Source organism: Rhodoferax sp. GW821-FHT07F03 (genome assembly GCF_059418745.1).
On record NZ_JBWKQM010000022.1, the window covers coordinates 1 to 25,563 of the forward strand.

23 protein-coding genes and 2 tRNA genes are annotated in these 25,563 nt (G+C 63.1%); 15 read left to right on the forward strand and 10 right to left on the reverse strand.

Translation table 11 applies throughout. The features are described from left to right. Positions 1 to 32 precede the first annotated feature (32 nt). Both AC07R0_RS24805 and hrcA read right to left on the reverse strand, forming a co-directional pair. A tRNA-Ile gene (locus tag AC07R0_RS24805) sits at positions 33 to 109 on the reverse strand. Between the two features lie 32 nt (positions 110 to 141). Continuing rightward, positions 142 to 1,146 carry a heat-inducible transcriptional repressor HrcA gene (gene hrcA, locus AC07R0_RS24810; RefSeq protein ID WP_495075144.1) on the reverse strand — a complete coding sequence of 335 codons (1,005 nt, stop codon included), beginning with the start codon at positions 1,144 to 1,146 and terminating at the stop codon, positions 142 to 144. Between the two features lie 28 nt (positions 1,147 to 1,174). Here hrcA and AC07R0_RS24815 point away from each other — a divergent pair, with 28 nt between their 5' ends. Genes AC07R0_RS24815 through rapZ form a run of 3 tightly spaced genes read left to right on the forward strand, consistent with a single transcriptional unit; the run spans position 1,175 to position 4,641 of the window. Further along, on the forward strand, positions 1,175 to 2,068 hold the full coding sequence (locus AC07R0_RS24815) for an NAD kinase (protein WP_495106894.1): 894 nt from the start codon (positions 1,175 to 1,177) through the stop codon (positions 2,066 to 2,068). A 3-nt stretch (positions 2,069 to 2,071) separates the two neighbouring features. After that, on the forward strand, positions 2,072 to 3,721 hold the full coding sequence (gene recN / locus AC07R0_RS24820) for a DNA repair protein RecN (RefSeq protein WP_495106895.1): 1,650 nt from the start codon (positions 2,072 to 2,074) through the stop codon (positions 3,719 to 3,721). A 5-nt stretch (positions 3,722 to 3,726) separates the two neighbouring features. Then, positions 3,727 to 4,641, forward strand: a complete 915-nt coding sequence (rapZ, locus tag AC07R0_RS24825) for an RNase adapter RapZ (protein ID WP_495106896.1) — start codon at positions 3,727 to 3,729, stop codon at positions 4,639 to 4,641. Positions 4,642 to 4,711: 70 nt separating this feature from the next. On the opposite strand, the gene mutY is transcribed toward rapZ, so the two are convergent. The 3 genes from mutY to mutM form a co-directional block, all read right to left on the reverse strand. After that, the gene (gene mutY / locus AC07R0_RS24830; RefSeq protein WP_495106897.1) at positions 4,712 to 5,794 is read right to left on the reverse strand and encodes an A/G-specific adenine glycosylase; all 1,083 of its coding nucleotides are present in this window, start codon (positions 5,792 to 5,794) and stop codon (positions 4,712 to 4,714) included. Continuing rightward, entirely contained in the window at positions 5,791 to 7,743 is a 1,953-nt protein-coding gene (locus AC07R0_RS24835; protein WP_495106898.1) for a dynamin family protein, read from the reverse strand. The genes mutY and AC07R0_RS24835 overlap by 4 nt, the downstream gene beginning before the upstream one ends. A gap of 70 nt (positions 7,744 to 7,813) precedes the next feature. Next, a complete protein-coding gene (mutM, locus tag AC07R0_RS24840; protein ID WP_495098930.1) occupies positions 7,814 to 8,629 on the reverse strand; it encodes a bifunctional DNA-formamidopyrimidine glycosylase/DNA-(apurinic or apyrimidinic site) lyase in 816 nt (271 codons plus the stop codon). Positions 8,630 to 8,722: 93 nt separating this feature from the next. Here mutM and AC07R0_RS24845 point away from each other — a divergent pair, with 93 nt between their 5' ends. From AC07R0_RS24845 to pth, 7 genes are all read left to right on the forward strand, one after another. Further along, positions 8,723 to 10,465: a tetratricopeptide repeat protein gene (locus AC07R0_RS24845; RefSeq protein ID WP_495106899.1), complete on the forward strand. Its 1,743-nt coding sequence runs from the start codon at positions 8,723 to 8,725 to the stop codon at positions 10,463 to 10,465. Next, entirely contained in the window at positions 10,462 to 10,953 is a 492-nt protein-coding gene (locus tag AC07R0_RS24850) for a lipoprotein insertase outer membrane protein LolB (protein WP_495106900.1), read from the forward strand. Before AC07R0_RS24845 ends, AC07R0_RS24850 begins: the two co-directional genes overlap by 4 nt. Positions 10,954 to 10,955: 2 nt before the next feature. Continuing rightward, positions 10,956 to 11,801 carry a 4-(cytidine 5'-diphospho)-2-C-methyl-D-erythritol kinase gene (ispE, locus tag AC07R0_RS24855; protein WP_495075135.1) on the forward strand — a complete coding sequence of 282 codons (846 nt, stop codon included), beginning with the start codon at positions 10,956 to 10,958 and terminating at the stop codon, positions 11,799 to 11,801. Between the two features lie 32 nt (positions 11,802 to 11,833). Beyond that, positions 11,834 to 11,910, forward strand: a tRNA-Gln gene (locus AC07R0_RS24860). Between the two features lie 61 nt (positions 11,911 to 11,971). Continuing rightward, a complete protein-coding gene (locus AC07R0_RS24865; RefSeq protein ID WP_495075134.1) occupies positions 11,972 to 12,946 on the forward strand; it encodes a ribose-phosphate pyrophosphokinase in 975 nt (324 codons plus the stop codon). Between the two features lie 129 nt (positions 12,947 to 13,075). Next, positions 13,076 to 13,714, forward strand: a complete 639-nt coding sequence (locus tag AC07R0_RS24870) for a 50S ribosomal protein L25/general stress protein Ctc (RefSeq protein ID WP_495075133.1) — start codon at positions 13,076 to 13,078, stop codon at positions 13,712 to 13,714. A 72-nt stretch (positions 13,715 to 13,786) separates the two neighbouring features. Beyond that, a complete protein-coding gene (gene pth / locus AC07R0_RS24875) occupies positions 13,787 to 14,434 on the forward strand; it encodes an aminoacyl-tRNA hydrolase (protein WP_495098935.1) in 648 nt (215 codons plus the stop codon). Here the strand turns inward: pth and AC07R0_RS24880 are convergent. Then, positions 14,431 to 14,691 (reverse strand): YfhL family 4Fe-4S dicluster ferredoxin, encoded by a 261-nt coding sequence (locus AC07R0_RS24880; RefSeq protein ID WP_490592199.1) that lies wholly within the window; start codon positions 14,689 to 14,691, stop codon positions 14,431 to 14,433. The genes pth and AC07R0_RS24880 overlap by 4 nt on opposite strands. A 34-nt stretch (positions 14,692 to 14,725) precedes the next feature. After that, a complete protein-coding gene (gene rpe, locus AC07R0_RS24885) occupies positions 14,726 to 15,409 on the reverse strand; it encodes a ribulose-phosphate 3-epimerase (RefSeq protein WP_495098936.1) in 684 nt (227 codons plus the stop codon). 330 nt (positions 15,410 to 15,739) lie between these two features. On the opposite strand from rpe, the gene apaG reads away from it, so the two are divergent. From apaG to priA, 5 genes are all read left to right on the forward strand, one after another. After that, positions 15,740 to 16,138 carry a Co2+/Mg2+ efflux facilitator ApaG/CorD gene (gene apaG, locus AC07R0_RS24890; protein ID WP_495106901.1) on the forward strand — a complete coding sequence of 133 codons (399 nt, stop codon included), beginning with the start codon at positions 15,740 to 15,742 and terminating at the stop codon, positions 16,136 to 16,138. Between the two features lie 8 nt (positions 16,139 to 16,146). Further along, a complete protein-coding gene (thiL, locus tag AC07R0_RS24895; RefSeq protein ID WP_495106902.1) occupies positions 16,147 to 17,133 on the forward strand; it encodes a thiamine-phosphate kinase in 987 nt (328 codons plus the stop codon). A 24-nt stretch (positions 17,134 to 17,157) separates the two neighbouring features. Then, a complete protein-coding gene (locus AC07R0_RS24900) occupies positions 17,158 to 17,604 on the forward strand; it encodes a CoA-binding protein (protein ID WP_495075128.1) in 447 nt (148 codons plus the stop codon). Between the two features lie 50 nt (positions 17,605 to 17,654). Next, entirely contained in the window at positions 17,655 to 18,743 is a 1,089-nt protein-coding gene (gene hemE, locus AC07R0_RS24905) for a uroporphyrinogen decarboxylase (RefSeq protein WP_495075127.1), read from the forward strand. 342 nt (positions 18,744 to 19,085) lie between these two features. Further along, entirely contained in the window at positions 19,086 to 21,197 is a 2,112-nt protein-coding gene (priA, locus tag AC07R0_RS24910) for a replication restart helicase PriA (RefSeq protein WP_495106903.1), read from the forward strand. Between the two features lie 61 nt (positions 21,198 to 21,258). Here the strand turns inward: priA and AC07R0_RS24915 are convergent, their stop codons facing one another. The 3 genes from AC07R0_RS24915 to AC07R0_RS24925 form a co-directional block, all read right to left on the reverse strand. Then, positions 21,259 to 21,885, reverse strand: coding sequence for a tRNA-uridine aminocarboxypropyltransferase (locus AC07R0_RS24915; RefSeq protein WP_495106904.1), 627 nt, complete (start codon positions 21,883 to 21,885; stop codon positions 21,259 to 21,261). Positions 21,886 to 21,944: 59 nt separating this feature from the next. Continuing rightward, positions 21,945 to 23,537, reverse strand: a complete 1,593-nt coding sequence (locus AC07R0_RS24920; protein WP_495106905.1) for a methyl-accepting chemotaxis protein — start codon at positions 23,535 to 23,537, stop codon at positions 21,945 to 21,947. A gap of 246 nt (positions 23,538 to 23,783) precedes the next feature. Then, positions 23,784 to 25,361, reverse strand: coding sequence for a methyl-accepting chemotaxis protein (locus tag AC07R0_RS24925; RefSeq protein ID WP_495075123.1), 1,578 nt, complete (start codon positions 25,359 to 25,361; stop codon positions 23,784 to 23,786). Between the last annotated feature and the right edge of the window lie 202 nt (positions 25,362 to 25,563).

Consider the following 25,563-nt stretch of genomic DNA (forward strand, 5'->3'; position numbering starts at 1 on the left):
ATCATGGGAACCTTTTCATGCAAAAGATGAAATGGTAGGGCGTGAGTGACTTGAACACTCGACCAAAGGATTATGAGTCCTCTGCTCTAACCAACTGAGCTAACGCCCCACACAACCCAGCATTCTAACTGGCGCCGGGGCCTATTTTTGGTGGCTGAGGGCGTTGCTGACCAGCTTGGACGTAATGTCCACAATTTGGATCATGCGGTCATAGGCCATGCGGGTGGGACCGATGACGCCCAAGGTGCCTACGATCTGGCCATCGACCTCATAGGGTGCGCTGACGATGGACAGCTCTTCGAAGGGCACGACCTGGCTTTCACCACCGATATAAATACGAACGCCCTCAGCCCGGCTGGAGACATCCAACAAGCGCATCAGCTGGGTCTTTTGCTCGAACAGATCAAACGCCCGGCGCAGATGGCCCATGTCGCTGGAAAAGTCGCTGACGGACAGCAGGTTGCGCTCTCCGGAAATGACGACCTCGTCCTGCTCGCGCGCCAGGGCTTCGGAGCCGGCATTCACCGCCGCCTGCATCAGGCTGGCGATTTCGCCGCGCAAAGATTCAACCTCATTCTTCAAGCGTTCGCGCACCTGCTCGATGGACAAGCCGGCGTAATTGCCGTTCAGGTAATTGGCCGCCTCGACCAGTTGCGAGGACGAGTAATCGACCTCGGTGAAGATCACGCGGTTCTGCACATCGCCCTCGGGCGAAACGATGATGACCAGAAAGCGCCGCTCGGACAGGCGCAAAAATTCGATATGGCGAAACACCGAGGTGCGCCGCGGCGCCATCACCACGCCGACAAACTGCGACAGGTTGGACAGCAGGTTGGCAGCGTTGACGATGACTTTCTGCGGCTGCTCGGCCACCAGCTTGGGCGGTGCCAGCGGGCCGGGCTGGGCGGTGAGCATGGTGTCCACAAACAGGCGGTAGCCACGCGCGGTGGGGATGCGGCCGGCCGAGGTGTGCGGGCTGACGATCAGACCCAGCTCTTCCAGGTCGGACATCACATTGCGGATGGTGGCTGGCGACAGGTCCAGGCCCGAGGCTTTGGACAAGGTGCGCGAGCCAATCGGCTGGCCATCGGCGATATAGCGCTCGACCAGCGCTTTCATTAACAACTTGGCACGGTCATCGAGCATGTCACCATTTTAATGATGTAATTTGTAGATGAAATCACAATTCCGCCACGTGGCGCTATTTGGGAAATATGCTGCACCGGGCACCCATGTCGCCAACGCCTCATCATGCAAGGTGCTGGAGGATATTGCACTTTTTTTAAGCAGCCAAGGATGCTCCGTGGTGGTGGACCTGGACACGGTGGCCAACACCGGCCTGCAGGGCTATCCGGCACTGGATGTAGACGCGATTGGCAAGCAATGCGACCTGGGCCTGGTGGTCGGCGGCGACGGCACCATGCTCGGCATAGGCCGGCAGGTGGCCCAGTACGGCGTGCCGTTGATCGGTATCAACCAGGGGCGCCTGGGCTTTATTACCGACATCCCGCTCAACAATTACCAGGCCACGCTGACGCCGATGCTGCTGGGCGCTTTCGAGGAAGACCACCGCAGCCTGATGCACGCCCGGGTCATGCGGGCGGGTGAATGCGTATTCAGCGCACTGGCCATGAACGACGTGGTGGTGAACCGCGGCGCTACCTCTGGCATGGTGGAGCTGCGGGTGGAGGTGGACGGCCACCTGGTGTCCAACCAGCGGGCCGACGGCCTGATCATCGCCACGCCCACCGGCTCCACCGCCTACGCGCTGTCGGCCGGCGGGCCGCTGATGCACCCTTCCATCCCCGGCTGGCTGATGGTGCCCATTGCCCCGCACACATTGACAAACAGGCCTATCGTGCTGGCAGATGCTGCGGAGGTAGCTATAGAACTCATAGCAGGCCGAGATGCCAGCGCGAACTTCGACATGCAGTCGCTGGCCACCCTGCAACACGGTGACCGCATCGTCGTGCGCCGCTCCGAGCACCGCGTGCGCTTTCTGCACCCCCAGGGCTGGAGCTACTTCGACACCCTGCGTAAAAAACTTCACTGGAACGAGGGCGCCTGAGCCATGGCATTGAAACGCATCACCCTGCGCGACTTCGTGATCGTGCGCGAGCTAGAACTGGACCTGCACACCGGCTTCAGCGTGCTCACAGGCGAAACCGGTGCGGGCAAATCCATATTGATAGACGCCCTACAACTGGCCCTGGGCAGCCGGGCCGACGCAGGCACCGTGCGCGAGGGCGCGACCCGGGCCGATATCAGCGCCGAATTCGACACCGCCCCCGCCACCACGGCCTGGCTGGAAGACGCCGGCTTTGACCTGGGCGACAGCCTGCTGCTGCGCCGTACCGTGGACACACAAGGCAAGAGCCGTTCCTGGATCAACGGCAGCCCGGCCACCGCCACGCAGCTGCGTGAAATCGGCGACCTGCTGCTGGACATCCACGGCCAGCACGCCTGGCAAAGCCTGACCCGGCCCGACACCGTGCGCGGCCTGCTGGATGCCTACGCGGGCTGCAATACCAGCGCCTTGCAAAGCTACTGGACCCAGTGGCGCAGCGCCCAAAAAGCGCTGACCGACGCCCATGCCGCCCGCGATTCGCTGCAACAGGAGCAGGAGCGTCTGGCCTGGCAAATTGGCGAGGTCGGCAAGCTGGCGCCCGGCGCAGACGAATGGGACGGACTGAACGCCGAGCACACCCGGCTTTCGCACGCCCAGGCCCTGCTGGACGCGGTGCAGGCCGCCATCGATGCCCTCGAAGGTGAGGACTCCGGTGCACTGACCGGCCTGTCGCGTGCCTACACAGCGCTACATAATCAGGAGCACATTGCGCCCGAATATGCTGCGCTAGCCGAGGTTTTAGCCTCCAGTCTGGCGCAGGCCGAAGATGCCGCGCATTCGCTGCACGCCACGCTGCGCAAGACCGAGCTGGACCCGGACCGCCTGTCCGAGCTGGACGAACGCATGGCGCAATGGGTATCGCTGGCGCGGCGCTACAAACGTACGCCCCCTGAGCTGCCCGCCCTGCTGGACAGCTGGAAAACCGAGCTGGCCCGGCTCGATGCCGCCGCCGACACCGGCAAGCTAGAAGCCGCCGAGCGCCAGGCGCACAAGACCTATCTGGCCGAAGCCCAGGCACTAACCAAGGTCCGCGCCCTCGCCGCCCCGAAGCTGGCCAAGGCCATCACCCTGGCGATGCAGGGCCTGGGTATGCAGGGCGGCCAGTTTCAGGTGGCACTGCAAAAGATCGAGCCCAGCGCCAGCGGCATGGAAGAGGTGCAGTTCCTGGTGGCCGGCCACGCCGGCAGCACGCCGCGCGCGGTGGGCAAAGTGGCCTCGGGCGGCGAGCTGTCGCGCATCGCGCTGGCGATTGCCGTCACCACCAGCGAGCTAGGCACGGCGCAAACATTGATTTTTGACGAAGTGGATTCCGGCGTGGGCGGCGCCGTGGCCGAAACGGTGGGCCGGCTGATGAAGCAGCTGGGCCGCGACCGCCAGGTGCTGGCCGTCACCCACCTGCCCCAGGTAGCGGCCTGTGCCGACCACCACTTGGTGGTGGCCAAGCAGCACGACGGCAAAAGCACGGTCAGCAGCGTGGCCTTGGTGCAGGGCGAGCAGCGCGTGGCCGAGGTTGCGCGCATGCTGGGCGGTGAAAAACTATCCGGCACCACCTTGGCACACGCCAAGGAAATGCTGGGTCCCACCTACTCCTAAGCGCCATGAAACTTGAAATCATCCTCATCACCGGCATGTCCGGTTCGGGCAAGTCGGTCGCCCTGCATGCGCTGGAAGACGCGGGCTACTACTGTGTGGACAATCTGCCACCCGAGCTGCTGCTGAGCTTTGCCAAGCTGGAGCAGACCCAGGGCGCACAGAAGGTGGCGATTGCCATGGACGTGCGCAGCGCCACCTCGCTGCCCCTGGTGCCGCAGTACCTGTCCACGCTGCGCAAAAGCGGCGTCACGGTCAAATCATTGTTTCTGGACGCCACCACCGACACCCTGGTGCAGCGCTACTCCGAAACCCGGCGTAAGCACCCGCTATCGCGCTCAGACCAGGTAGACCAGCAGCACGCACTGGTGGAGGCCATCGAGCTGGAGCGCGAGCTGCTGTCCGACCTGCGCGACCTGGCCCATGTGATCGACTCCAGCATCATCCGCCCCTCGCAGCTGCAGAGCTACATCAAGTCCCTGGTGGCCGCGCCCGATGCACAGCTGACGCTGGTGTTCGAGTCCTTCGCCTTCAAGCGCGGCATTCCTGTGGACGCGGACTATGTGTTCGACGTGCGCATGCTACCCAACCCGCACTACGAGGCCGAACTGCGCCCGCTGACCGGGCGCGATGCGCCGGTAGCCGAGTTTCTGCACAAAAGCCGCGACGTGGCGCAAATGTTCACCCACATCGAGCAATTCCTTTCGCACTGGCTGGAGCGGCTGGCGCGCGACCACCGCAGCTACGTCACGGTGGCGGTGGGCTGCACCGGCGGGCAGCACCGCTCGGTCTATTTGGTGGAGCAATTGGCCGCGGCGTTCAACACCCGCTGGGTCACCCTGAAGCGACACCGCGAACTGGACGCGCGGGCCAGCGCCCGGGGGCCGTCCACCGAACCTACGGCAGGCGCCACTATTTTTTAAATAAAAAGTGCCTCTAGCGCAGAAGATACCTGCGCTAGCAGCTACACAATCAATAGCAAACTGATTTACATCAAGCTGCAGACAGCAGCTTGCGTATGGGTGCAGGCAAGCCGACCTCGGGCCAACGCGCAGCCTCTACCCAGTCGCCATCCAGGCCCGGGCGCGTGCCCGGCGGCAACTGCAGCCGCACAGGGTGAAGGTACAGGTCTTTGTGCGTCAGCACGTGCAGAAATACCGGCAGATCATCCAACTCTGCCACCCCGGTCGTGTCGGCCAGCGCCTCGCGGCTGTCGAACACCGGCAGGCAGTACAGGCCGGCCCACACGCCGGCATCCGGCCGGCGCTGCAGCCACACGCGGCCAGCCGCGTCCTGCGCCCACAGCAGCCACCAGGATTCGGTGCTGCGCTTGAGCTTGCGGGTTTTGACGGGATATTTCTCTGGTGCGCCCTCGCGCTGGGCGGTGCAAACCGGCTGCACCGGACACAGCAGGCAGGTGGGCTGGCGCGGCATGCAAACTGTGGCGCCCAGGTCCATCAAGCCCTGGGTATAGCGCGGCATAGTGTGCAAACCGGCCTGGGCGGGCAGCAAGGCGGTGGCCTGGTCCCACAGCGCGCGCTCATTGGCGGCCACGGCCAGGTCGGCATCAAAACCCAGCACCCGGGTCAGCACCCGCTTCACATTTGCATCCAGGATGGCGGCGCGCTCGCCATAGCAGAACGAGGCAATCGCGGCCGCCGTCGAACGGCCTATGCCGGGCAAGGTCTGCAGCAGCTCCGCTGTAGGCGGGAAGCGGCCGCCGTGCACTTCCATGACCTGCTGGGCGCAGCGGTGCAGGTTGCGGGCGCGGCTGTAGTAGCCCAGGCCGCTCCACAAAGCCAGCACATCGTCCAGGCCAGCAGCGGCCAGGCTCTGCACATCCGGGAAGCGGACCAGAAAGCGCGGGAAATACTCCAATACCGAGCTTACCTGGGTCTGCTGCAGCATGATTTCAGACAGCCAGACACGGTAAGGGTCCTGCGTGTTTTGCCAGGGCAGGCTGTTGCGGCCATGGCTTTGCTGCCAGTAGATCACCTGCGAAGCAAACGCGGTCGCCACCGCCTGGTGCGATGCAAACGGGGGAGCGGCCTCGCGTGCGGCCAAGGCCGCCGTCATGCCACCTCGGGCCGGGGCGGCAAATGCGCACTGGCGGTGGAAATAAAGTACGAGGTCAGCAACTGCAGGCGGGTGTCGAACTGGCCCAGCACCGCTTCTTGTGCTTCGATTTCGGCAACCCGCTCATCCAGGCCGCCGGCGGCTTCCTGGATGCGGTCTATGGCTTCTATGCGCCGCACAAAGCTTTTTTGCCGTTCTTTGAGCTGGTCGTCCAGCTGGGCGGCGGCAGATTTGCTCCACAGCTCCACATCGCCAAACGCCGACTCGAAAACCAGGCGCAGGCGCGCGGTCAATGCCCGCACCAGCCTCTCGACAAACTCGGGCTGGGCCAGCTTCATCACATTGCGCAGGCCCAGGTACTGAATATGGCTGTTCTCGATCTGGTCCAGCTCGCCCTGGTAGTGCGGCACATCGGGCATGCCATACAGCTGCAAGGAGAAGCTGTATTCGGCATTCAGCTGGCGGAAGGTGCCTTCCAGCATCTGCTGCATCTCCTGCGCCAAGGCCTGGGCGCGGGCCAGGTTGTCACGCAGCCGAGTAAAGGTGGCGGTGTACACGCCCTTGGCGCCCAGCTTCAGGCCGGGCTGGCGCAGGGCCTGGGCCAGCAATGCCATTTCGGCCTTCACCGCGCGGCTGCCCAGCAACGCAAACACTTCACTCAGCAGGCGGTGCTGCACGGAGCGCACGGCCTGTATCTTGGTGCTGCCCATCTCGAAAGCGCGCTTTTCCTGCTCGATGCGGGAGCGCATGTTTTTCACTACCACCGTGTTCTTGCCACCCAGCCCCTGCAACTCCTGCTTTTGCTCGGCCAGGTCGCGGCGGCGGATGTGCAGCACACGACCTGTTTCCTTGCGCAAATCAGAAATGCCGCGCGACAATTCATCGCGCAAGATGGCATGGCGCTGGCCCAGAATGCCTTCACTGAGCGCTGTCTCCAGCAGAGGCAGGCCGCTGGCTTCCAGCAGGGCCGCGTTGGCGCCGATCTTGGCCACCAGGCCCTTCTGGGCCGACACGGCCAATACGCGCTCCACCGCCACGCCCAGCAGCGCGGCCGACTCGGCACGCTGGCGGTCGATCTGTGTCTGTAGCTGTTCAGCTGAGCTCAGCGTATCCCATAAGGTGTCAACCTTGTTCAGCACGACCAGGCGCGCATGGCTGTTTTCGCCATCCAGGCCCAGGTGCTCTCGCCATACTGCCAGGTCGGACTTGGTCACGCCGGTGTCGGCCGCCAGCATGAAGACCACGGCATTGGCCTGGGGGATCAGGTTGACGGTCAACTCGGGTTCGGCGCCAATCGCATTTAGCCCAGGCGTATCCAGAATCACCAGGCCTTGGGCCAGCAGAGGGTGCTCCACATTCACCACGGCATGCCGCCAGCGCGGCACTTCCACCTTGCCTTCGGCGTCGAGCACGGGGTTGTCCTCAGGCACTTCGTCATGCCAGAAGCCCAGGGCACGGGCCTCGGACTGGCTTACCCGGCGGACTTCGGTGACCTTTTCCAAAGCGTGGGCCAGATGTTCGGCGTTGTCCACGTCCAGCTCGAACTGGGTCCACTTGTCAGGCGACTGGCGCCATTCGGCCAAGGACTGGGGCAGCAGGCGGGATTCGATGGGCAGCAGGCGCAAGCTGGGCGGCGTGCCGACATCGAAACGCAGCTCGGTCGGGCACATAGTGGTGCGGCCGGCGCTGGCGGGCATGATGCGCCGCCCGTAGCCAGCGAAAAACAGAGCGTTGATCAGCTCCGACTTGCCGCGTGAAAACTCGGCCACGAAGGCCACGGTGACCTTGTCGCTGCGCATCTGCTCTTCCAGACGCTGCAGGCGGGCCTCAACCCCGGCGTCCATCAAGGCGTGCTCTTTCATCCAGGCTGAAAGCAGCTTCAAGCGCAGCACGAATTCGCGTCGCCAGGCCGCGTATTCGCCTAATTGTTGATTGATGGAGGTCACCACGGTGGGCTGTGCTTTACATAGGGCGTTAAAAAATCAATATAGCACCGCCTGGCACCGTAATTTGCGGGCACTAGCGCTTTTGGCATTGCGGACAGAAATAGGTAGACCGCTGGCCTTGTCGCAGGAGCTGTATTGTGCTGCCACAAGCCCGGCATGGCAGGCCCTGGCGGTCATAGACCATCGCCTCCAGCTGAAAATACCCGCTTTCACCGTGGGCATTGGAGAAGTCGCGCAAGGTGCTGCCGCCTTTCAGCACGGCGCGCGCCAGCACTGTGCGCACCGCCTCGTGCAGCCTGGCCACCCGCGCACGGCCTATGCTGGACGCTTTGGTCGTAGGGCGGATACCGGCCAAGAACAGCGCCTCGGAGGCATAGATATTGCCAACCCCCACCACTACCTCACCCGCCAGCAGTACCTGCTTGATGGCCGTCTTGCGCGCGTGCAGGCCCGCGTAGAACGCAGCCAGGGGGAAATCGTCGCCCAGCGGCTCCATGCCCAGGTGCCCCAACAACTTGGTCGCAACCGGCGCATCCTGGCTGTCGGCATACACCACGGCGCCGAACCGGCGCGGGTCGTGCAAACGCAGCGTGCCCCGGCTGGTGAACAGGTCGCAGTGATCATGCACCCCGGCAGGCGGCAACTCAGATGCGAAATGCAGGCTGCCAGACATGCCCAGATGCAACAGGAGCAGGCCACGGTCCAGGTCCAGCAGCAGGTATTTGCCGCGCCGACGCACCTGCAACACCGTGCGCCCCTGCAGCAAGGAGGTGTCGCAGCCCAAGGGCCAGCGCAGCGGCTTGCCCATACGCAGCTGCTGTATGCGTGCGCCCTGGATGCGATCGGCAAAACTCAGTCGGGTGACTTCCACCTCGGGTAATTCGGGCATGGCGTGCAGGGATTCAGGTAAAGTATTTTCAAGGGCAAGGGTGGCAAGCCCCCTATAAGCAGTAAGTTCGCAGGCTTGGATTATTATGAGCCGATGAAGCGATTCCAACGTTTAGCCACCACCAGTCTTGCCACACTGGCCCTGATCACAGGTAGTTTGCCCGCACAGGCGCAAACACTTGGCACCCCCTCTACGGAGCCGGCACAGTCTGCATTGAATGGCGAGCTGTTCTACATTCTGCTGCTGGGTGAACTGAATGCGGCAGGCGGCGAGCCCGGCTACGCCTACCAGCTATATCTGGAAGGCGCACGCAAAGCCGACGACGCCAGCCTGTACCAACGGGCCATCGAAATTGCGCTGCAGTCCCGCTCGGGCGATGCTGCGCTGCAAGCCGCACGCGCATGGAACAAGGCCCAGCCCTATTCCCGCGAAGCCAACCGCTACGTCCTGCAAATACTGTTGGCGCTAAACCGTGTCGCTGACACCGCCGAACCGCTGAAAAACGAACTGGCCATGGCCCCGGCCATGGAGCGGGCCGCGGCCATCAACGCCATACCTCCGAGCTACGCACAAAGCTCTGACAAGAAACAGGCTGCCAGCGTGGTGGAAACGGCGTTGGCAGACTACCTCGCCAGCCCCAGCGTAGGCGCAAATGCCTGGACCACCGTGGGCCGCATGCGCCTGGCTGCAGGCGACAGCACAGGCGCCCTGGATGCCGCACGCCGCGCCCAGGAAATCGACCGCAACGCCCCAGGCCCCGCCATGCTGGCTCTTGAAATGATGGGACCCCAAACGCCTTTGGCCGAACCCATCGTGCAGCACTATATGGCCGGCCAACCGGCGCCAGAGCTGCGCATGAGCTATGCACGGGTGTTGATCGACGGACAACGCTTCGACGATGCAAGTGCACAAGCCAAGCTACTGACCGAGCAAAACCCTGACTTTGCCGACGGCTGGCTGTTGCAAGGTAGTCTGCAGCTACAAGACAAGCAGCTTGCAGCAGCCGAAACCTCTTTCAAGCAATTCGTGGCACTGGCCCAACCCTTGCCCGCAGGAGAAGCCCGCACCCGTGGCATGGCACAGGCCTATTTATCCCTGGCCCAGATCGCCGAAAGCCGTAAGGACTACGCCGGGGCAGACGCCTGGCTGCAGAAAATCGACGACGGGCAAGACCGTATCGCAGTACAGGGCCGCCGGGCAAGCCTGCTAGCCAAGCAGGGCAAGCTGGCGCAAGCCCGCGCATTGCTGCAAGCACTGCCGGAACAAGGCCCCACGGACGCACGGCAGAAGCTGGTGGCCGAAGTACAGCTGCTGCGTGACAACAAACAATACAAAGCGGCCTACGAGCTGATGGCCGCCGCCATCAAACAATCGCCCGACGACACCGACCTTCTCTACGACCAGGCCATGCTGGCCGAAAGACTCAACAAGCTGGATGAGATGGAGCGCCTGCTGCGCCAGTTGATTCAACTCAAGCCGACTTACCACCATGCCTATAACGCACTGGGCTATTCCCTGGCGGACCGCAACATCCGGCTACCGGAAGCCCGGGACTTGATACGCAAGGCCCTGGAGTTCGTGCCCAACGATCCCTATATTTCCGACAGCATGGGCTGGGTGGAATTCCGCATGGGTAACCAAACCGAAGCTTTACGCGTGCTGGACTCTGCCTACAAGGCGAAGCCCGACGCCGAAATTGCCGCCCACCTGGGTGAAGTCCTGTGGGCCATGGGCCAACGCGAACGAGCTACCAGCATCTGGAAAGAAGGGCTGCAACTCAATGCCGACAACGAAACACTGCAGGAAACCCTCAAGCGCCTGCACGTAAAACTTTGAAGCAATTCACTCGCCGCTGGGGTCTGTTGCTGTGCATCGCGCTGCTCAGCGGCTGTGCCCATCTCGGCACCACCACACAGCGCACCGAAGGCACCCCATTCTGGAGTGGCCGCCTGGCATTGCAGGTGGAAGGTTCTGCCGCCCAGTCTTTCTCGGCGGGCTTTGAACTCAAAGGCTCAGCCCAAACAGGCGAACTCAACCTGTTTAACCCGCTAGGTGGAACCGTTGCCCGCATGGCCTGGCAGCCCGGCACCGCCACATTGCTGGCACGCGGCGAAACACGCCAGTTTGACTCGTTGGCAACCCTGGTAGAGCAAGCCACGGGCGCCCCACTGCCCGTCGCGGCGTTGTTCGACTGGCTGCGTGGCGACAATACCCCCATAGCCGGCTGGCAAGCCGACCTGTCGCAGCTGGCCGACGGGCGCCTGAACGCGGTGCGCAGCCAGCCCCAACCCACAGCCACGCTGCGGGTCGTCATCGACCAATAAACATGCAAGCCCTGTACGACGTAGCCGCCCCAGCCAAACTGAATCTTTTTTTGCACATCACCGGCCGCCGTGAAGACGGCTACCACCTGCTGCAATCCGTCTTCATGCTGATCGACTGGTGCGACACCATGCACTTCGAGTTGCGCAGCGACGGCCAGCTCAGCCGCGAAGATCTCAGCACCCCACTGCCGCCAGACGATCTGGTGTTGCGCGCAGCTCGGGCCTTGCAGGCCGCCACCGGCACACGGCAAGGTGCGCATATCGGCGTGCACAAAGACATACCCGCACAGGCCGGCATGGGCGGCGGCTCATCGGATGCAGCGTCGTGCTTGCTGGCATTGAACCGCCTGTGGAACTTGAAACTCAGCGTAATCCAGCTGCAGGCCATCGCTTTGCCACTGGGTGCCGACGTGCCATTTTTTGTGGGTGGCCGCAACGCCTGGGTCGAAGGCATTGGCGAAAAAATCACCCCACTGTCTCTGCCGCCCAGCCGCTTTCTGGTCGCCAAACCCCCCGAAGGATTGGATACGAAATTAATTTTTTCTTCGCCAGATCTAAAGCGCAATTCAGACCATGCTATACTCGCAGGCTTTGCTGCTAGGCCACTTCACTTCGGTGAAAACGTCTTGCAGCCAGTCGCAGAAAATCTTTGCCCTGCTGTAAAACAAGTCCTTGAGTGGCTTGGAGGCAAAGGTTTACATGCTAGAATGACTGGCTCAGGAAGCGCGGTATTTGCGCCGATGCCAAGCGATGTAGATGTGACAGATGCGCCAAGCGCCTGGAGCATTCGCAAGTGCAGCAATATGGATGTTCATCCTCTGGTGGGTTGGGCATCCAGCGATGGTTAATCGGTTGGCAGCGTCACGCTGTTGACCCGTGTAGGGGAGTCGCCAAGTTGGTTAAGGCACTGGATTTTGATTCCAGCATGCGAAGGTTCGAATCCTTCTTCCCCTGCCAAATATTTTGAACCTGCGGATGTTCAAAATATGCACACAGTCAATTCATCGCAAAGACGTTCATGCAGCCCCACCACACTGATTTCATGATTTTCACCGGCAATGCCAATCCTGGCATGGCCTCCGATATTGCCAAACATTTGGGCATCTCACTGGGCGCAGCCCGCGTGGGTCGCTTCTCGGATGGCGAAGTAACCGTTGAAATCAACCAAAACGTGCGCGCTCGCGACGTTTTCGTGGTGCAAAGCACATGCGCGCCGACCAATGAGAACCTGATGGAATTGCTGATCATGGTCGATGCGCTCAAGCGTGCGTCGGCTGAGCGCATCAGCGCTGTGATCCCCTATTTCGGTTATGCCCGGCAAGATCGCCGCCCTCGCTCGGCGCGCGTCCCCATCACCGCCAAGGTGGTGGCCAATATGCTGCAGGCCGTGGGCGTGGAACGCGTACTGACCATGGATCTGCATGCCGACCAGATCCAGGGTTTCTTCGACATTCCGGTCGACAATATTTACGCATCGCCCGTTTTGCTGGGTGATCTGCGCCAAAAAAATTACGAAGACCTGATCGTGGTCTCGCCTGACGTGGGTGGCGTGGTGCGTGCACGCGCCCTGGCCAAGCAATTGGGTTGCGACATGGCCATCATCGACAAGCGCCGCCCCAAGGCCAATGTCAGTGAAGTGATGCACGTGATCGGTGAAATCGATGGCCGCAACTGCGTCATCATGGACGACATGATCGACACCGCGGGCACCCTGGTGAAAGCCGCCGAAGTACTGAAGGAGCGCGGTGCCAAGAAGGTCTACGCCTATTGCACGCACCCTATTTTCTCGGGCCCCGCCATCGAACGCATTGCCAATGGCTCTGCGCTCGACGAAGTGGTGGTGACCAACACCATTCCGCTCAGCCCGGCTGCTGCGGCATGTTCCAAAATTCGTCAACTCACCGTGGCACCGCTGATCGCAGAAACGATTCAACGCATTGCCAATGGCGAGTCGGTCATGAGCTTGTTCTCGGACCAGGACAGCGCGTTTTAAGGCTGCATCCCAGCAGCCTCCCCTATTTGTTCTGAACAGGACAAAAAGCAGACCGGTGTGCACTGTGCCCACCGGTTTTTATGAAATCGGAGTGACACTGGTCGCGGTGCACTCTTACAGGAGTTAGTTATGAAATTCGTCGCTTTTGAGCGCGCAAAGCAGGGCACGGGTGCGAGCCGCCGTCTCCGCATTACTGGCCGTACCCCCGGCATCGTTTACGGTGGCGCTACGCCTGCCAGCCAGATCGAAGTCGATCACAACGCGCTGTGGCACGCCCTGAAAAAGGAAACCTTCCACTCCACCATTCTGGACATGGAATTGGCTGGCAAGGAAAGCAAGGTTCTGCTGCGCAACGTGCAAATGCACCCCTTCCGCCAGCTGATCCTGCACGTGGACTTCCAACGCGTGGAATCCGACACCAAGCTGACCATGAAAGTGCCACTGCACTACAGCGGCCAGGAAGTGTCCCCCGCTGTGAAGACGGAAAACTGCATGGTCACCCCCGTGGTGACCGAGCTGTTGATTTCCTGCCTGCCTGCCGATCTGCCTGAGTTCATCGCTGTGGACCTGAGTGGCCTGACCAAGGGCTCCTCCTTGCACGCCAAGGATCTGACCCTGCCCAAGGGCGTGTCGGTTGTGACCCGCGGCAAAGAAAACCCCGCTCTGGTGTCCGTCGTGGCTCTGGCTGAAGAAGTGGCTGTCGATCCAGCTGCCGCTGCTGCCGCACCCGCCAAGGGCAAGGCCGGCGCCAAGCCAGCCAAGAAGTAATCCACTTCTTAGCCTTGCACAACGGCCCACCTCGGTGGGCCGTTTTTGTTTCTGCTTCGGGATAATCTGCGCATGATCAAATTGTTTGTTGGCCTGGGAAACCCCGGCCCCGAATACGAGGCGACCCGCCACAACGCCGGTTTCTGGTGGATAGATGCCTTGGCCCAAGAGCTGAAAACCAGCCTGCAGCCAGATAAAAGTTATTACGGCTTCGTGGCCCGCACGGTAGTGGACGGGGAACCGCGCTGGCTGCTCAAGCCACAGACCTTCATGAACCTGTCTGGCAAATCAGTGGCGGCATTAGCCCGCTTCTTCAAAATTCAGCCGGCCGAGATTCTGGTGGTGCACGACGAGTTGGACGTGGTCCCCGGCCAGGCCAAACTCAAACTGGGCGGCAGCCATGCGGGCCACAACGGCCTGCGCGATATCCACGGCCAACTGGGCAGCCCGGACTACTGGCGCTTACGCATCGGCATAGGCCACCCCGGGTCCAGGGAAGAAGTCGCCAACTGGGTGCTCAAAAAACCCTCGGCAGAGCATCGGCATGCCATCGAAGACAGCATGCACCGAGCACTGAAAGCCGTGCCGGCCCTGCTGGCAGGCGATATGAACAAAGCCACCATGGCCATCCACACCACAAAACCGCCACGGCCCAAGCCGGAGCGTCCGCCAGAAACCCCAAAAGCGCCAGAGGCTCCGGCGACCCCTGACAAGAGCTAGGGCTTGGCGATACCGGCCTGCAGCCGCCGGTATTTCTGCAGCAGGGTTTCCTTGTCTTCCACAAAATCCGGGTTCACCGGGATGCAGGACACGGGGCAGACCTGCACGCACTGCGGTTCGTCGAAATGGCCCACGCACTCGGTGCACTTGTGCGGATCGATCTCGTAGATCTTCTCGCCCAGGTAGATCGCATCGTTCGGGCACTCGGGCTCGCACACATCGCAGTTGATGCACTCGTCGGTGATGATCAAAGCCATAGTGCGGTCCGGTCGTTCATGTGCGGATGGTAGGTCACACGCCCGCCAAAGCGCCGCGCATGCTGTCAATTACCGCCTTGTAATCAGGGTTGCCAAAGATCGCGCTGCCCGCCACAAAGGTATCGGCGCCAGCTGAAGCCACACGCGCAATGTTGTCGGTCTTGATACCGCCGTCCACTTCCAGGCGGATGTCCTTACCAGATGCCTCGATACGCTTGCGCGCCTGCTCAATCTTGCGCAGGGCCGAATCGATGAAGCTCTGGCCGCCGAACCCCGGGTTGACGCTCATGATCAGGATCAGGTCGATATCGTCAATGACCCAATCCAGCACGTCCAACGGCGTGGCGGGGTTAAAGACCACGCCGGCCTGGCAGCCCTTGGACTTGATGGCCTGCACGCTGCGGTGCACATGGCCCGAGGCTTCGGGGTGGAAGCTGATCAAGGAAGCCCCCGCATCGGCAAACGAAGCGGCCAGCGCATCCACGGGCTGCACCATCAAATGCACGTCAATGGGCACTGGCGTGCCATCGGGCTTTTTGGCGTGCGGCTTCAGGGCGCTGCAGATCATCGGCCCGAAGGTCAGATTGGGCACGTAATGGTTGTCCATCACGTCAAAATGGATCCAGTCAGCACCGGCCTGGATGACATTTTTAACCTCATCGCCCAGGCGGGCGAAGTCGGCGGACAGGATCGAAGGGGCGATGCGGTAATTTTTCATGGGCCGTATTTTCGCAGGCCTGCACGGCAAGAACGTGTTTACGATTTATTTGTGGCCGCGCAGCTGCCTTCTCGGGAGGGGCTGGTAGGCGCGGCTCGCCGTCCATAGCCCGGCTATGGGCAAGAGTTGCAACGCCCCAGACTGCCCGAGAAGGCAACTGCCCTGCGGGTTGGGGAGAAATCGGGCGATTTGTCAGCCATCACCCTTGCATGGGCAGGGAGCCCATGCTGCAGGCGCTGACAGCCAACTCATCCCGATTGCTCCCCAACGCGGCCTCAAATAAACCGTAAGCACGTTCTTGGGCCCAAAACGGCGCTGTACGATGCCGCCATGCCCAAATACCAGTTCACCATCGAAGCGGTACCGCAGTACCTGCCGGAGCAGTCCGCGCCCGCGCAATCCGTGTTCAGCTTCGCGTACACCATCACCATCCGCAACACCGGCAGCGTGGCGGCGCAGCTGATCTCGCGCCACTGGAACATCAGCGATGCCAACGGCCAGCTGCAAGAGGTCAAAGGCCTGGGTGTGGTGGGCCACCAGCCGCTGCTACAGCCCGGCGAGTCCTTCCAGTACAGCAGCGGCTGCCAGCTGCGCAGCAGCACCGGGGCGATGCGCGGCAGCTACTTCTTTGTGGCCGAAGACGGCGAACGCTTCGACGTACCTATTCCCACCTTTGTGCTCGACTCCACTGGCGACAGCGGCCTGCCCGCATCGCACACCCTGCACTGAGCGCCAGCATGGGCGAATTCGACCTGATCCGCCGCTACTTCACCCGGCCCACGCCGCGCGCGGTGCTGGGCGTGGGCGATGACTGCGCCCTGCTGCAGCCGCGCCCCGGCATGCAGCTGGCCATATCCAGCGACATGCTGGTCGAAGGCCGGCACTTTCTGTCCACCGTGGACCCGGCGGCGCTAGGCCACAAGGCACTGGCGGTGAACCTCAGCGACCTGGCGGCCTGCGGCGCCCAGCCCCTGGCCTTCACCCTGGCCCTGGCCCTGCCCAATGCCGATGCGGCCTGGCTGGAACCGTTCTCACAAGGCCTGCTGGCCTTGGCCGACGCCCACGGCTGCGAACTGGTAGGCGGCGACACCACGCGCGGACCCTTGAACATCTGCATCACCGTCTTTGGCGAAGTCCCCCCTCGCCAGGCGCTGCTGCGCTCCGGCGCGCGCGTGGGCGACGACCTGTACGTCAGCGGCACGCTGGGTGACGCACGAATGGCGCTGGAGGTTTTTCGCGGCACGCTGTCGCTGCCCGAAGCGGCCTTTGCCCAAGCCCGCCAGCGGCTGGAGCGCCCCACACCCCGAGTGGCGCTGGGCCTGGCGCTGCGCGGCGTGGCCAATGCGGCCGCCGACATCAGCGACGGCCTGCTGGGCGACCTGGGCCACATCCTGCAAGCCTCCGGCGTGGGCGCCGTGGTGGATGCCGATATCGCTACAGGTTTAATAGCTACTCGCGCAGATATCTCCTGCGCTAGCGGCAGTTTTAACTTGGAAAAGCAAAGAGAGTACGTATTGGCCGGCGGTGACGACTACGAGCTGGTCTTCACCGCCCCCGCAAGCGCACGCCAAGCCGTGCAAGCCGCCTCCACACAAGCCCAGACCCCGGTGACCCGCATCGGCCAAATAGAGCCCCGCACGGCGCAGGGACCGGCCATCCGCCTGGTGGATGCCCACGGCCAGGCATTGCAGCTGACGCTGACCGGCTTCGACCACTTCGGCTAAGGGTATTCACGCAGAACCGCCTGCATGCGTAAACTGTGGCGCATGAACGAAGCTGATGTCATCCGCCAAATACTGACCCATGCCCGCACCATCGCGGTCGTGGGTCTGTCGCCCAACCCGGGCCGGGCCAGCCACGACGTTGCCAGCACCATGCAGTCGCGGGGCTACCGCATCATTCCGGTCAACCCGGTGACGGATGCGACCGAGATCCTGGGTGAAAAGGTCTACCCCAGCCTGAAAGCCGCCGCGCAGGAGCACACCATCGAGGTGGTGAACTGCTTCCGCAAGAGCCAGGACATCCCGCCCATCGTGGAAGAGGCCATTGCCATAGGAGCCAAGGCGGTGTGGATGCAGCAGGGCATCGCCCACCGCGAAGCCGCCAAGCGCGCCACGACCGCCGGACTGCGGGTGGTGCAGAACAAATGCATCAAGACGGCGCACACCGTGCTTTCCGCGCGTGGAGTAATCTAGCCAGGTGGGTACGGTAAGCTTGGCGTTTCCCCACGCTCCGCTTGCACACCATGTCCTTTGCCCCGCTCCAGAACGATAGCTTCCTGCGCGCCTGCCTGCGCCAGTCCACCGACCACACCCCCGTCTGGCTGATGCGCCAGGCCGGCCGCTATCTGCCGGAATATGTGGCCACGCGGGCCAAGGCGGGCAGCTTCATGGGACTGGCGACCAATACCGATTACGCCACCGAAGTCACGCTGCAGCCCCTGGAGCGCTACCCGCTGGACGCGGCCATCCTGTTCAGCGACATCCTCACCGTGCCCGACGCCATGGGCCTGGGCCTGAGCTTTGCACAGGGCGAAGGCCCGCGCTTCGCCCACGCGGTGCGTGACGAGGCCGCCGTGGCCGCACTGCAGGTGCCCGACATGGACAAGCTGCGCTACGTCTTCGACGCCGTCACCTCGATCCGCAAGGCCCTGAACGGCCGCGTGCCGCTGATTGGCTTCTCGGGCAGCCCCTGGACGCTGGCCTGCTACATGGTCGAAGGCAAGGGCTCGGACGACTACCGCCTGGTCAAGAGCATGCTGTACAGCCGCCCGGACCTGATGCACCGCATGCTGCAGGTGAATGCCGACGCGGTCGCGGCCTACCTGAACGCGCAGATCGAAGCCGGCGCCCAGGCGGTGATGATTTTCGACAGCTGGGGCGGCGTGCTGGCCGATGGCGCGTTCCAGCAGTTCAGCATGGCCTATACCCAGCAGGTGCTCAAGCAACTCAAGACCGAGCACAACGGCCAACGCATTCCGCGCCTGGTGTTCACCAAGGGCGGTGGCCTGTGGCTGGACGAGATGGCCGGCCTGGACTGCGAGGTGCTGGGCCTGGACTGGACGGTAAACCTGGCCAAGGCGCGCGCTCTCGTTGGCGGCAGCAAAGCATTGCAAGGCAATATCGATCCGAACGTGTTGTTCGCGCCGCCAGCGCAGATAGAAGCCGAGGTGGACAAGGTGGTGCAAAGCTTCGGCCGGCCCCATCAGGGCGCCGGCACCGGGCCGACACACATCTTCAACCTGGGCCATGGCATCAGCCAGTACACACCGCCAGAGCATGTGGCCGCACTGGTGGCCGCTGTGCACCGGGCTTCGCACCGAATCCGGGCCTAAATAGCGGCCCTGCACGCGAAAAATAGTTTTGGCAAGCCCCAGTTATGCACAAAACTTGTGCTTGCCCTTTGGTGAAGCGGCCGTAAAGCAGCAAGCCGCTATAAAACGAATAGCGCACGTAAGTGGTTGATTTATATAGTCATCTGAAAATGCTTTTTTTACAGGCAAAGTGTTGAGAGCCTTGATTTACGGGCCTTTACAGAGCCCCCGCTTGGGATATCAACAAAGTTATCCACAGCTTCTTGGGATAGCTTTCAAATCATTTGTAAATCAAGCACTTAGGCTCCAATCCACAAGTTTTCGTGAACAAACGCACATAAGCTGCACCCTCCACCACCCCACATGTCCCACCGGCTTTCCGTCGTTGTCCAAACCCCCGCCCACAGCGCACTGTCCGGCCCGCTGACCTACAGCCACGCCACGCCGCTGCCACCCGGCAGCCTGGTGCGGGTGCCGCTGGGCAAGCGCGAAACCCTGGGCGTGGTGTGGGATGTGATGCCAGAAGACAGTGACTTCGAGATCCGCCCCCTCAGCGCGGCGCTGGACGGGCTGCTGCCGCTGAACGCCGCCTGGCGCGGCCTGGTGCAGTTTGCCGCCCAGTACTACCAGCGCGCCGTGGGCGAGGTGGCGTTGGCCGCCCTGCCCCCGCAATTGCGCGAACTGGACACCACCCAACTGGCACGCCGACTCAAGCGCCCACCGATTGGTGCAGCAGCAGGAACCGAAGACGCTACACATTCCGCAGCACTCAGCGCAGAACAAACCAGCGCCATCGCCGAATTTGATGCACAGGCCGGGCCGTTCCTATTGTTCGGCGCCACCGGCAGCGGCAAGACCGAGGTGTACCTGCAGCTGGTGCAAAGCCTGCTGGCCCGCGACCCCACCGCCCAGGCACTGGTGATGGTGCCCGAGATCAACCTCACGCCGCAGCTGGAGGCGCGTTTCCGCGAACGCTTCGAGCCGCAGTATGGCGCCGCCTCGGTGGTGTCCATGCACAGCGGCATGACGCCGCCGCAGCGTCTGAAAAGCTGGATGGCGGCCCACCATGGCACGGCCCGCATCGTGCTGGGCACGCGCATGGCGGTGTTTGCCTCCATGCCGCACCTGAAACTCATCGTGGTGGATGAAGAGCACGACCCCAGCTACAAGCAGCAGGAAGGCGCCCGCTACTCGGCGCGCGACCTGGCCGTCTACCGCAGCCAGCTGGAAACCCGCCTAGCCACCCAGGCCGACGCCGCAGCCACGCCCTGCAAGGTGCTGCTGGGCTCGGCCACGCCCTCGCTGGAGAGCTGGCACCACAGCCGCCCGGCCGCGGAGGGCGGCCGCTACGTGCGCCTATCCATGCCCAGCCGCATAGGCGCTGGCGCCCTGCCCAAGGTGCGCCTGGTGGACATGAATCTGCAGCAGAAGAAAACCGTGTTCTCGCCCCCGCTGCTGGCCGCCATCCAGCAGCGGGTGGAGCGCGGCGAGCAAAGCATGGTGTTTTTGAACCGGCGCGGCTACGCCCCGGTGCTGGCCTGCAGCGCCTGCGAGTGGAAGAGCGAATGCCCGCACTGCAGCGCCTACCGCGTGTTCCACAAGATCGACCGCAGCCTGCGCTGCCACCACTGCGGCTACGCCGAGCCGGTGCCGCGCGCCTGCCCGAGCTGCGGCAACCCCGACATCTCGCCCGTAGGCCGGGGCACCGAGCGGCTGGAAGAACACCTGGCCGAGCTACTGGTCAACCTGCGCCGCCCCGACGGCGGAGCTGTGGTGGTGGCGCGCATAGACGCCGACAGCACCAAGGCCAAGGGCGCGCTGGAAGCCCAGCTGGACCAGGTGCACACCGGCGCGGTGGATGTGCTGGTCGGCACGCAGATGATTGCCAAGGGCCACGACTTTCGCCGCATCACCCTGGTGGCGGCTATCAACCCGGACGGCGCGCTGTTCTCCAGCGACTTCCGTGCGCCGGAGCGACTCTTCAGCCTGCTGATGCAGGCCGGGGGCCGCGCCGGCCGCGACGCCGCCCATAGCGCGGCCAGCGAGATGTGGGTGCAGACCGAGCACCCCACCCACCCGCTGTTTACCGCGCTGCGCCAGCACGACTACCCGGCGTTCGCGCAGAGCCAGTTGGGCGAGCGCCTGGGCGCCGGCATGCCGCCCTTCAGCTACCAGGCCCTGGTGCGGGCCGAGGCGCGCACGCAGAAGGCCGCCCAGGCCTTCCTGACCCTGGCCAGTGCCGCCGCCTGCGATGTGCCTGATGCCGACCGCGTCACGCTCTACCCCGCCGTGCCCATGGGCGTGCAGCGGGTGGCGAATGTCGAGCGCGCCCAGATGCTGGTGGAAAGCCCATCGCGCCAGGCGCTGCAACGCTTCTTGTCGACCTGGCAAGCCGTGCTGCGCGCCACCCGCAGCCAGCCCGAGGCTAAGGGGCTGATCCGCTGGGCGATTGACGTCGATCCATTAGGGATTTAAAAGAAATCGGGCTCTGGCGCAGGTAGTACTTGCGTAAGCTGCTATTAAAACCGCAGCAAATTTAAGCTGGCCGGTACGCCAGTTGCTGCGCCACAAATCCATCAAACGCGTCCAGCAAAGGCTGAAAGCGCCCGGCGTCACCCTCCAGCTGAGCCAAGGCTTGGCATGTCGCCTCCAGCGTGGACAACTGGTCCGGCCGGTGCGCCTTGCGGATGCGGTAGCGCGAGGCCGGCACGTCGCGCAGGCCCAGACGCGGCAGTTGCTGCAGCGCGGGGCTTTGGTAGAGCATCTTGCGGCTTTTGCGCCAGGTGCCGTCCAGCACCACCAGGCGGATCTGCGCCGGGTCTTGCAGCGCTGCGGGGTCCAGCGAGGGTGCTGGCAGCAGGCCCAGGGCAGCGTCTTCCGGCGTGTCGGGGTAGAGCAGCACGGTGTGTTGCGGCGCAGGCCGGCTCCAGGGAGCCGTCAGCAGTGCGGCGTCCGCCAGGGCTTCGCAGACCAACATGCGGCTGTGCGGCAGGCTCAGGTGCAGCAGGCGCGCGCTGCCCTTGGCTTGGTCCACCTCCAGCGGGTGCTGCAGCAGCAACAGCTCCACGGCATGTTCGGTCGGCCGCACCCAGGCGCAGATGCAGGCGCGCTGCGGGCGCAGGCAGGCCGGGCAACGGGGGCGTGAAATGGCAGGCACAGTCATGGGCGCTGGATTCTAACCAGCAAAAAACCTGCTAGCGCAGACAAAACCTGCGCCAGCAGCTATGCATTCAATAGCAAGCTACGCGACTCCACAGCCCCAAGCAGCGGCTGCTCGGGCAGGGTAAAAACCTCCACGGCAGCCACCAGCTCGTGCGCCTGGGTCTTCATGCTGCGGGCTGCTGCGGCCATTTCCTCGACCATGGCCGCGTTTTGCTGGGTCGCCTGGTCGATCTGGCCCACGGCCTGCAGGATGTGGGCCACGCCCGCGCTTTGGCCGCTGCTGGCGGCGCTGATCTCGGCCACGATGGCGGTCACCTGGCGGATCGCGTCCACCACCTCGCCCATGGTGGCGCCGGCCCTGTCCACCAGCGCCGAGCCCTGGGCGACGCGGTCCACGCTGGCGGAGATCAGCAGTTTGATCTCCCGGGCCGCGTCGGCGCTGCGGCCGGCCAGGCTACGCACTTCGCTGGCCACCACGGCAAAGCCACGGCCCTGCTCGCCGGCGCGGGCGGCTTCCACGGCAGCATTCAAGGCCAAGATATTGGTCTGGAAGGCGATGCCGTCGATCACGCCAATGATGTCGCTGATCTTGCGCGAAGAAGCATTGATGCCCTGCATGGTGGTCACCACCTCGGCCACTACGGCACCGCCCTGCTGGGCCACCGTACTGGCGCGCTGGGCCAACTGGTTGGCCTGGACGGCGCTGCTGGCGTTGTGCTGCACGGTAGCGCTGAGCGTATCCATGGACACGGCCGTCTCCTGCAGCGCGCTGGCCTGCTGCTCGGTACGCACGCTGAGGTGGTGGTTTCCCTGGGCGATTTCGGCACTGGCAGCCGCCACGGACTGCGCCCCCTGGCGCACATTTACCACCACAGTGGACAGGCTGGCCTGCATGGCGGCCAGGGACTGCATCACGGCGGCCACCTCGTCTCTGCCCGCCGTGTCCACGGTCTGGTCCAGGCGGCCACCGGCGACCGCCTCGGCCAGGCCGCCAGCGCGCAGCAGGGGTGCGGTGATGCCGCGCATCAGCGTCCAGCCAAACAGCATGGAGAACAGCAGGCCAAAGGCAATGGCGGCGATGCAGGCGGTACGGATGGCGTGGTAACGCAGCACAGCGGCGTCATAGTCTTGCTGGGCCTCGTCGGTGGTCAGCTTGAGCAGGGCCACGATGTCGTTGCTGATGGGGTTGAACAAGGCGGTGAACTTGCCCAGCACCAGCACCTGGGCGGGCAGAAAGTCGTCGTCGCGCAGACGCTCCATCACCGGTTTGAGGCCCTCTTGCTGGAAGCTTTGGCGCTTTTGGGTGAGCTCCTTCACCAGGCCTGCAGCGGCGGGGGACATCGGGGTGGCAATGAAAGTATCCCAGGCCTTCTGGGAGGCAGCGCTGATGGCGTCCACCTCCTGGATATTTTTGGCGACCACCAGGGGCACGGGGTCGATCAGCGTGTCGGAAATCACCTGCCGCGCACGCATGGCCAGGAACTGGTAATTGCCCAGGGCGGCAATCGACTGCATCCGCTGCTTGTACATGGCTTCCACCACGGCGTTCGACTGGGAAATGCCCAGCAAGCCGATGGCCCCCACGGCGACCAGCAGGGCCGATAAAACCCCCACGAGTACCAGCAGGCGGGTGGATATTTTGAGATTTTTCATGTGCTAACCCTGTGCAACGGGCGAGGCCAGACAAGTGCAGCCTGCTACGCCCGGAGATGTTGCGCCGCCGACGTGGCGACCTAGGGTTAGACCTTAGCGGTTGTAACTACATGTTTTTATGACAAGTCCATAAACTTGCCACACAGGCATTAAACCGCTATTTAAAACATAGCATGCAGCGCATATTTCGTCTGCGCTGTGCCAGGAAAATGCTCTTGAACTTGGTGTGATGTACGGCTAGTTGGCCTAGTTGTTACCAATCGGCACCAGAGCCATGTGGTCCTGCGGCAGCCGGAACACGGCCACCGCGTCCACCAGGTCTTGCGCCTGGGCGCGCATGCTGCTGGCGGCCGCCGCCATCTGCTCGACCAGCGCGGCATTTTGCTGTGTGGTCTGGTCCATCTGGGTCACGGCTTCACCGATCTGGGACACGCCCAGGCTTTGCTCCTGGCTGGCGGAACTGATCTCGCCCATGATGCTGGTGGCACGGCGGATGGCATCCACCACCTCGGTCATGGTGGTGCCGGCTTTGTCCACCAGCAGGCTACCCTGGGCGACGCGCTCCACGCTGGCAGAAATCAGCTGCTTGATTTCCTTGGCTGCGTCGGCCGAACGTCCAGCCAAGCTGCGCACCTCGCTGGCCACCACGGCAAAGCCACGGCCCTGCTCGCCCGCGCGGGCGGCTTCCACCGCCGCATTCAGCGCCAGGATATTGGTCTGGAAGGCGATGCCGTCGATCACGCCGATGATGTCGCTGATCTTGCGCGAAGACTCGTTGATGCCCTGCATGGTGGTCACTACCTCGGCCACCACCTCGCCACCCTGCATGGCAACCTTGCTGGCACGCAGGGCCAGTTGGTTGGCTTGGGAGGCGCTGTCGGCGTTCTGCCGCACGGTAGAGCCCAGCTCTTCCATGGAAGCAGCGGTTTCCTCCAGTGCACTGGCCTGGTGTTCGGTACGGGCCGACAGATCATGGTTGCCTTCGGCAATCTCGGCGCTGGCATTGGCCACGCTCTCCGATCCACGGCGCACCGTGGCCACCACCTGCGATAGGCTGGACTGCATAGAACTGAGCGCCAGCATCACGGACGACACTTCGTCCTTACCCGTGGTGTCGATCTGCTGGCTCAGGTCGCCACTGGCCACCGCATTCGCCACCTGGCTGGCCTGCTGCAGCGGCCGGGTGATGCTGCGCATCAAGGCAAAACCAAACAGTACTGCAAACACGACACCGACAGCGATGGCGGCGATGGCAATATTGCGAATCACCAGGTACCGCGCCTCGGCATCTTGGTAATCACGCAGCGTGGCCTCTTTGGTCAGGGTCAGCAGAGCGCTGGTATTGTCCAGCAGCGGGTCGAACAAATCACCAAACTTGCGCACCACCAGCACCCGCGCCGTGGCCGTGTCTTCGCTGGCCAGAGCGGCCATTGCAGGCTGCAGCCCTTCCTGCATGATCTTCTGGTTCTGGTCGCCAATCGCCTTGATCAGCTTGCTACCTTCCAGCCCCATGGGCACCGCCGACAACGATGCCCACACCGTATTCACCTTCTGGATATTGGCGGTGGCCTCAGCCATGGCCTTGGCAACCTTCTCCGGCACCGGCGACATCAGAGCGTTGGACACCAGCAGGCGGTTGCGCGTGGTAAGCAGCAAGAAGTCAGACACCCAGGTCTGGGTCTGCATGCGGTCCTTGTACATGGACTCGATGGCCCCATTCGACTTGGCGATCCCGAACAGACCAAGTGCGCCAATCGCCACCAGCAAGGCCGATAAAACACCGACCAATACCAGCAGCCGGGTGGAAATCTTGAGATTTTTCATGTGAGCCATCTTGCCCCGAAAATGTAAGTTAATGTTCAGAATACCTCAGCAAGCCCCGCTTCAGTCGCCCAAAGTCTGCAAACCCGGTGAACCCAGGGTAATGCCGGATATGTTTTTTGTAACCGAACCATTTTCGTTTGGATATAGCAAGCCATCCGTGCCCGCGCGGTGCGCTTGACAGCCCTCCAACCATCCGGTTAGT

Excerpts from the sequence above, each read along its gene's own strand:
- hrcA (WP_495075144.1), bottom strand. The coding sequence starts at position 1,146 with ATGCTCGATGACCGTGCCAAGTTGTTAATGAAAGCGCTGGTCGAGCGC.
- AC07R0_RS24815 (WP_495106894.1), top strand. The coding sequence starts at position 1,175 with ATGAAATCACAATTCCGCCACGTGGCGCTATTTGGGAAATATGCTGCA.
- recN (WP_495106895.1), top strand. The coding sequence starts at position 2,072 with ATGGCATTGAAACGCATCACCCTGCGCGACTTCGTGATCGTGCGCGAG.
- rapZ (WP_495106896.1), top strand. The coding sequence starts at position 3,727 with ATGAAACTTGAAATCATCCTCATCACCGGCATGTCCGGTTCGGGCAAG.
- mutY (WP_495106897.1), bottom strand. The coding sequence starts at position 5,794 with ATGACGGCGGCCTTGGCCGCACGCGAGGCCGCTCCCCCGTTTGCATCG.
- mutM (WP_495098930.1), bottom strand. The coding sequence starts at position 8,629 with ATGCCCGAATTACCCGAGGTGGAAGTCACCCGACTGAGTTTTGCCGAT.
- AC07R0_RS24845 (WP_495106899.1), top strand. The coding sequence starts at position 8,723 with ATGAAGCGATTCCAACGTTTAGCCACCACCAGTCTTGCCACACTGGCC.
- ispE (WP_495075135.1), top strand. The coding sequence starts at position 10,956 with ATGCAAGCCCTGTACGACGTAGCCGCCCCAGCCAAACTGAATCTTTTT.
- AC07R0_RS24865 (WP_495075134.1), top strand. The coding sequence starts at position 11,972 with ATGCAGCCCCACCACACTGATTTCATGATTTTCACCGGCAATGCCAAT.
- AC07R0_RS24870 (WP_495075133.1), top strand. The coding sequence starts at position 13,076 with ATGAAATTCGTCGCTTTTGAGCGCGCAAAGCAGGGCACGGGTGCGAGC.
- pth (WP_495098935.1), top strand. The coding sequence starts at position 13,787 with ATGATCAAATTGTTTGTTGGCCTGGGAAACCCCGGCCCCGAATACGAG.
- AC07R0_RS24880 (WP_490592199.1), bottom strand. The coding sequence starts at position 14,691 with ATGGCTTTGATCATCACCGACGAGTGCATCAACTGCGATGTGTGCGAG.
- rpe (WP_495098936.1), bottom strand. The coding sequence starts at position 15,409 with ATGAAAAATTACCGCATCGCCCCTTCGATCCTGTCCGCCGACTTCGCC.
- apaG (WP_495106901.1), top strand. The coding sequence starts at position 15,740 with ATGCCCAAATACCAGTTCACCATCGAAGCGGTACCGCAGTACCTGCCG.
- thiL (WP_495106902.1), top strand. The coding sequence starts at position 16,147 with ATGGGCGAATTCGACCTGATCCGCCGCTACTTCACCCGGCCCACGCCG.
- AC07R0_RS24900 (WP_495075128.1), top strand. The coding sequence starts at position 17,158 with ATGCGTAAACTGTGGCGCATGAACGAAGCTGATGTCATCCGCCAAATA.
- hemE (WP_495075127.1), top strand. The coding sequence starts at position 17,655 with ATGTCCTTTGCCCCGCTCCAGAACGATAGCTTCCTGCGCGCCTGCCTG.
- priA (WP_495106903.1), top strand. The coding sequence starts at position 19,086 with ATGTCCCACCGGCTTTCCGTCGTTGTCCAAACCCCCGCCCACAGCGCA.
- AC07R0_RS24915 (WP_495106904.1), bottom strand. The coding sequence starts at position 21,885 with ATGACTGTGCCTGCCATTTCACGCCCCCGTTGCCCGGCCTGCCTGCGC.
- AC07R0_RS24920 (WP_495106905.1), bottom strand. The coding sequence starts at position 23,537 with ATGAAAAATCTCAAAATATCCACCCGCCTGCTGGTACTCGTGGGGGTT.
- AC07R0_RS24925 (WP_495075123.1), bottom strand. The coding sequence starts at position 25,361 with ATGAAAAATCTCAAGATTTCCACCCGGCTGCTGGTATTGGTCGGTGTT.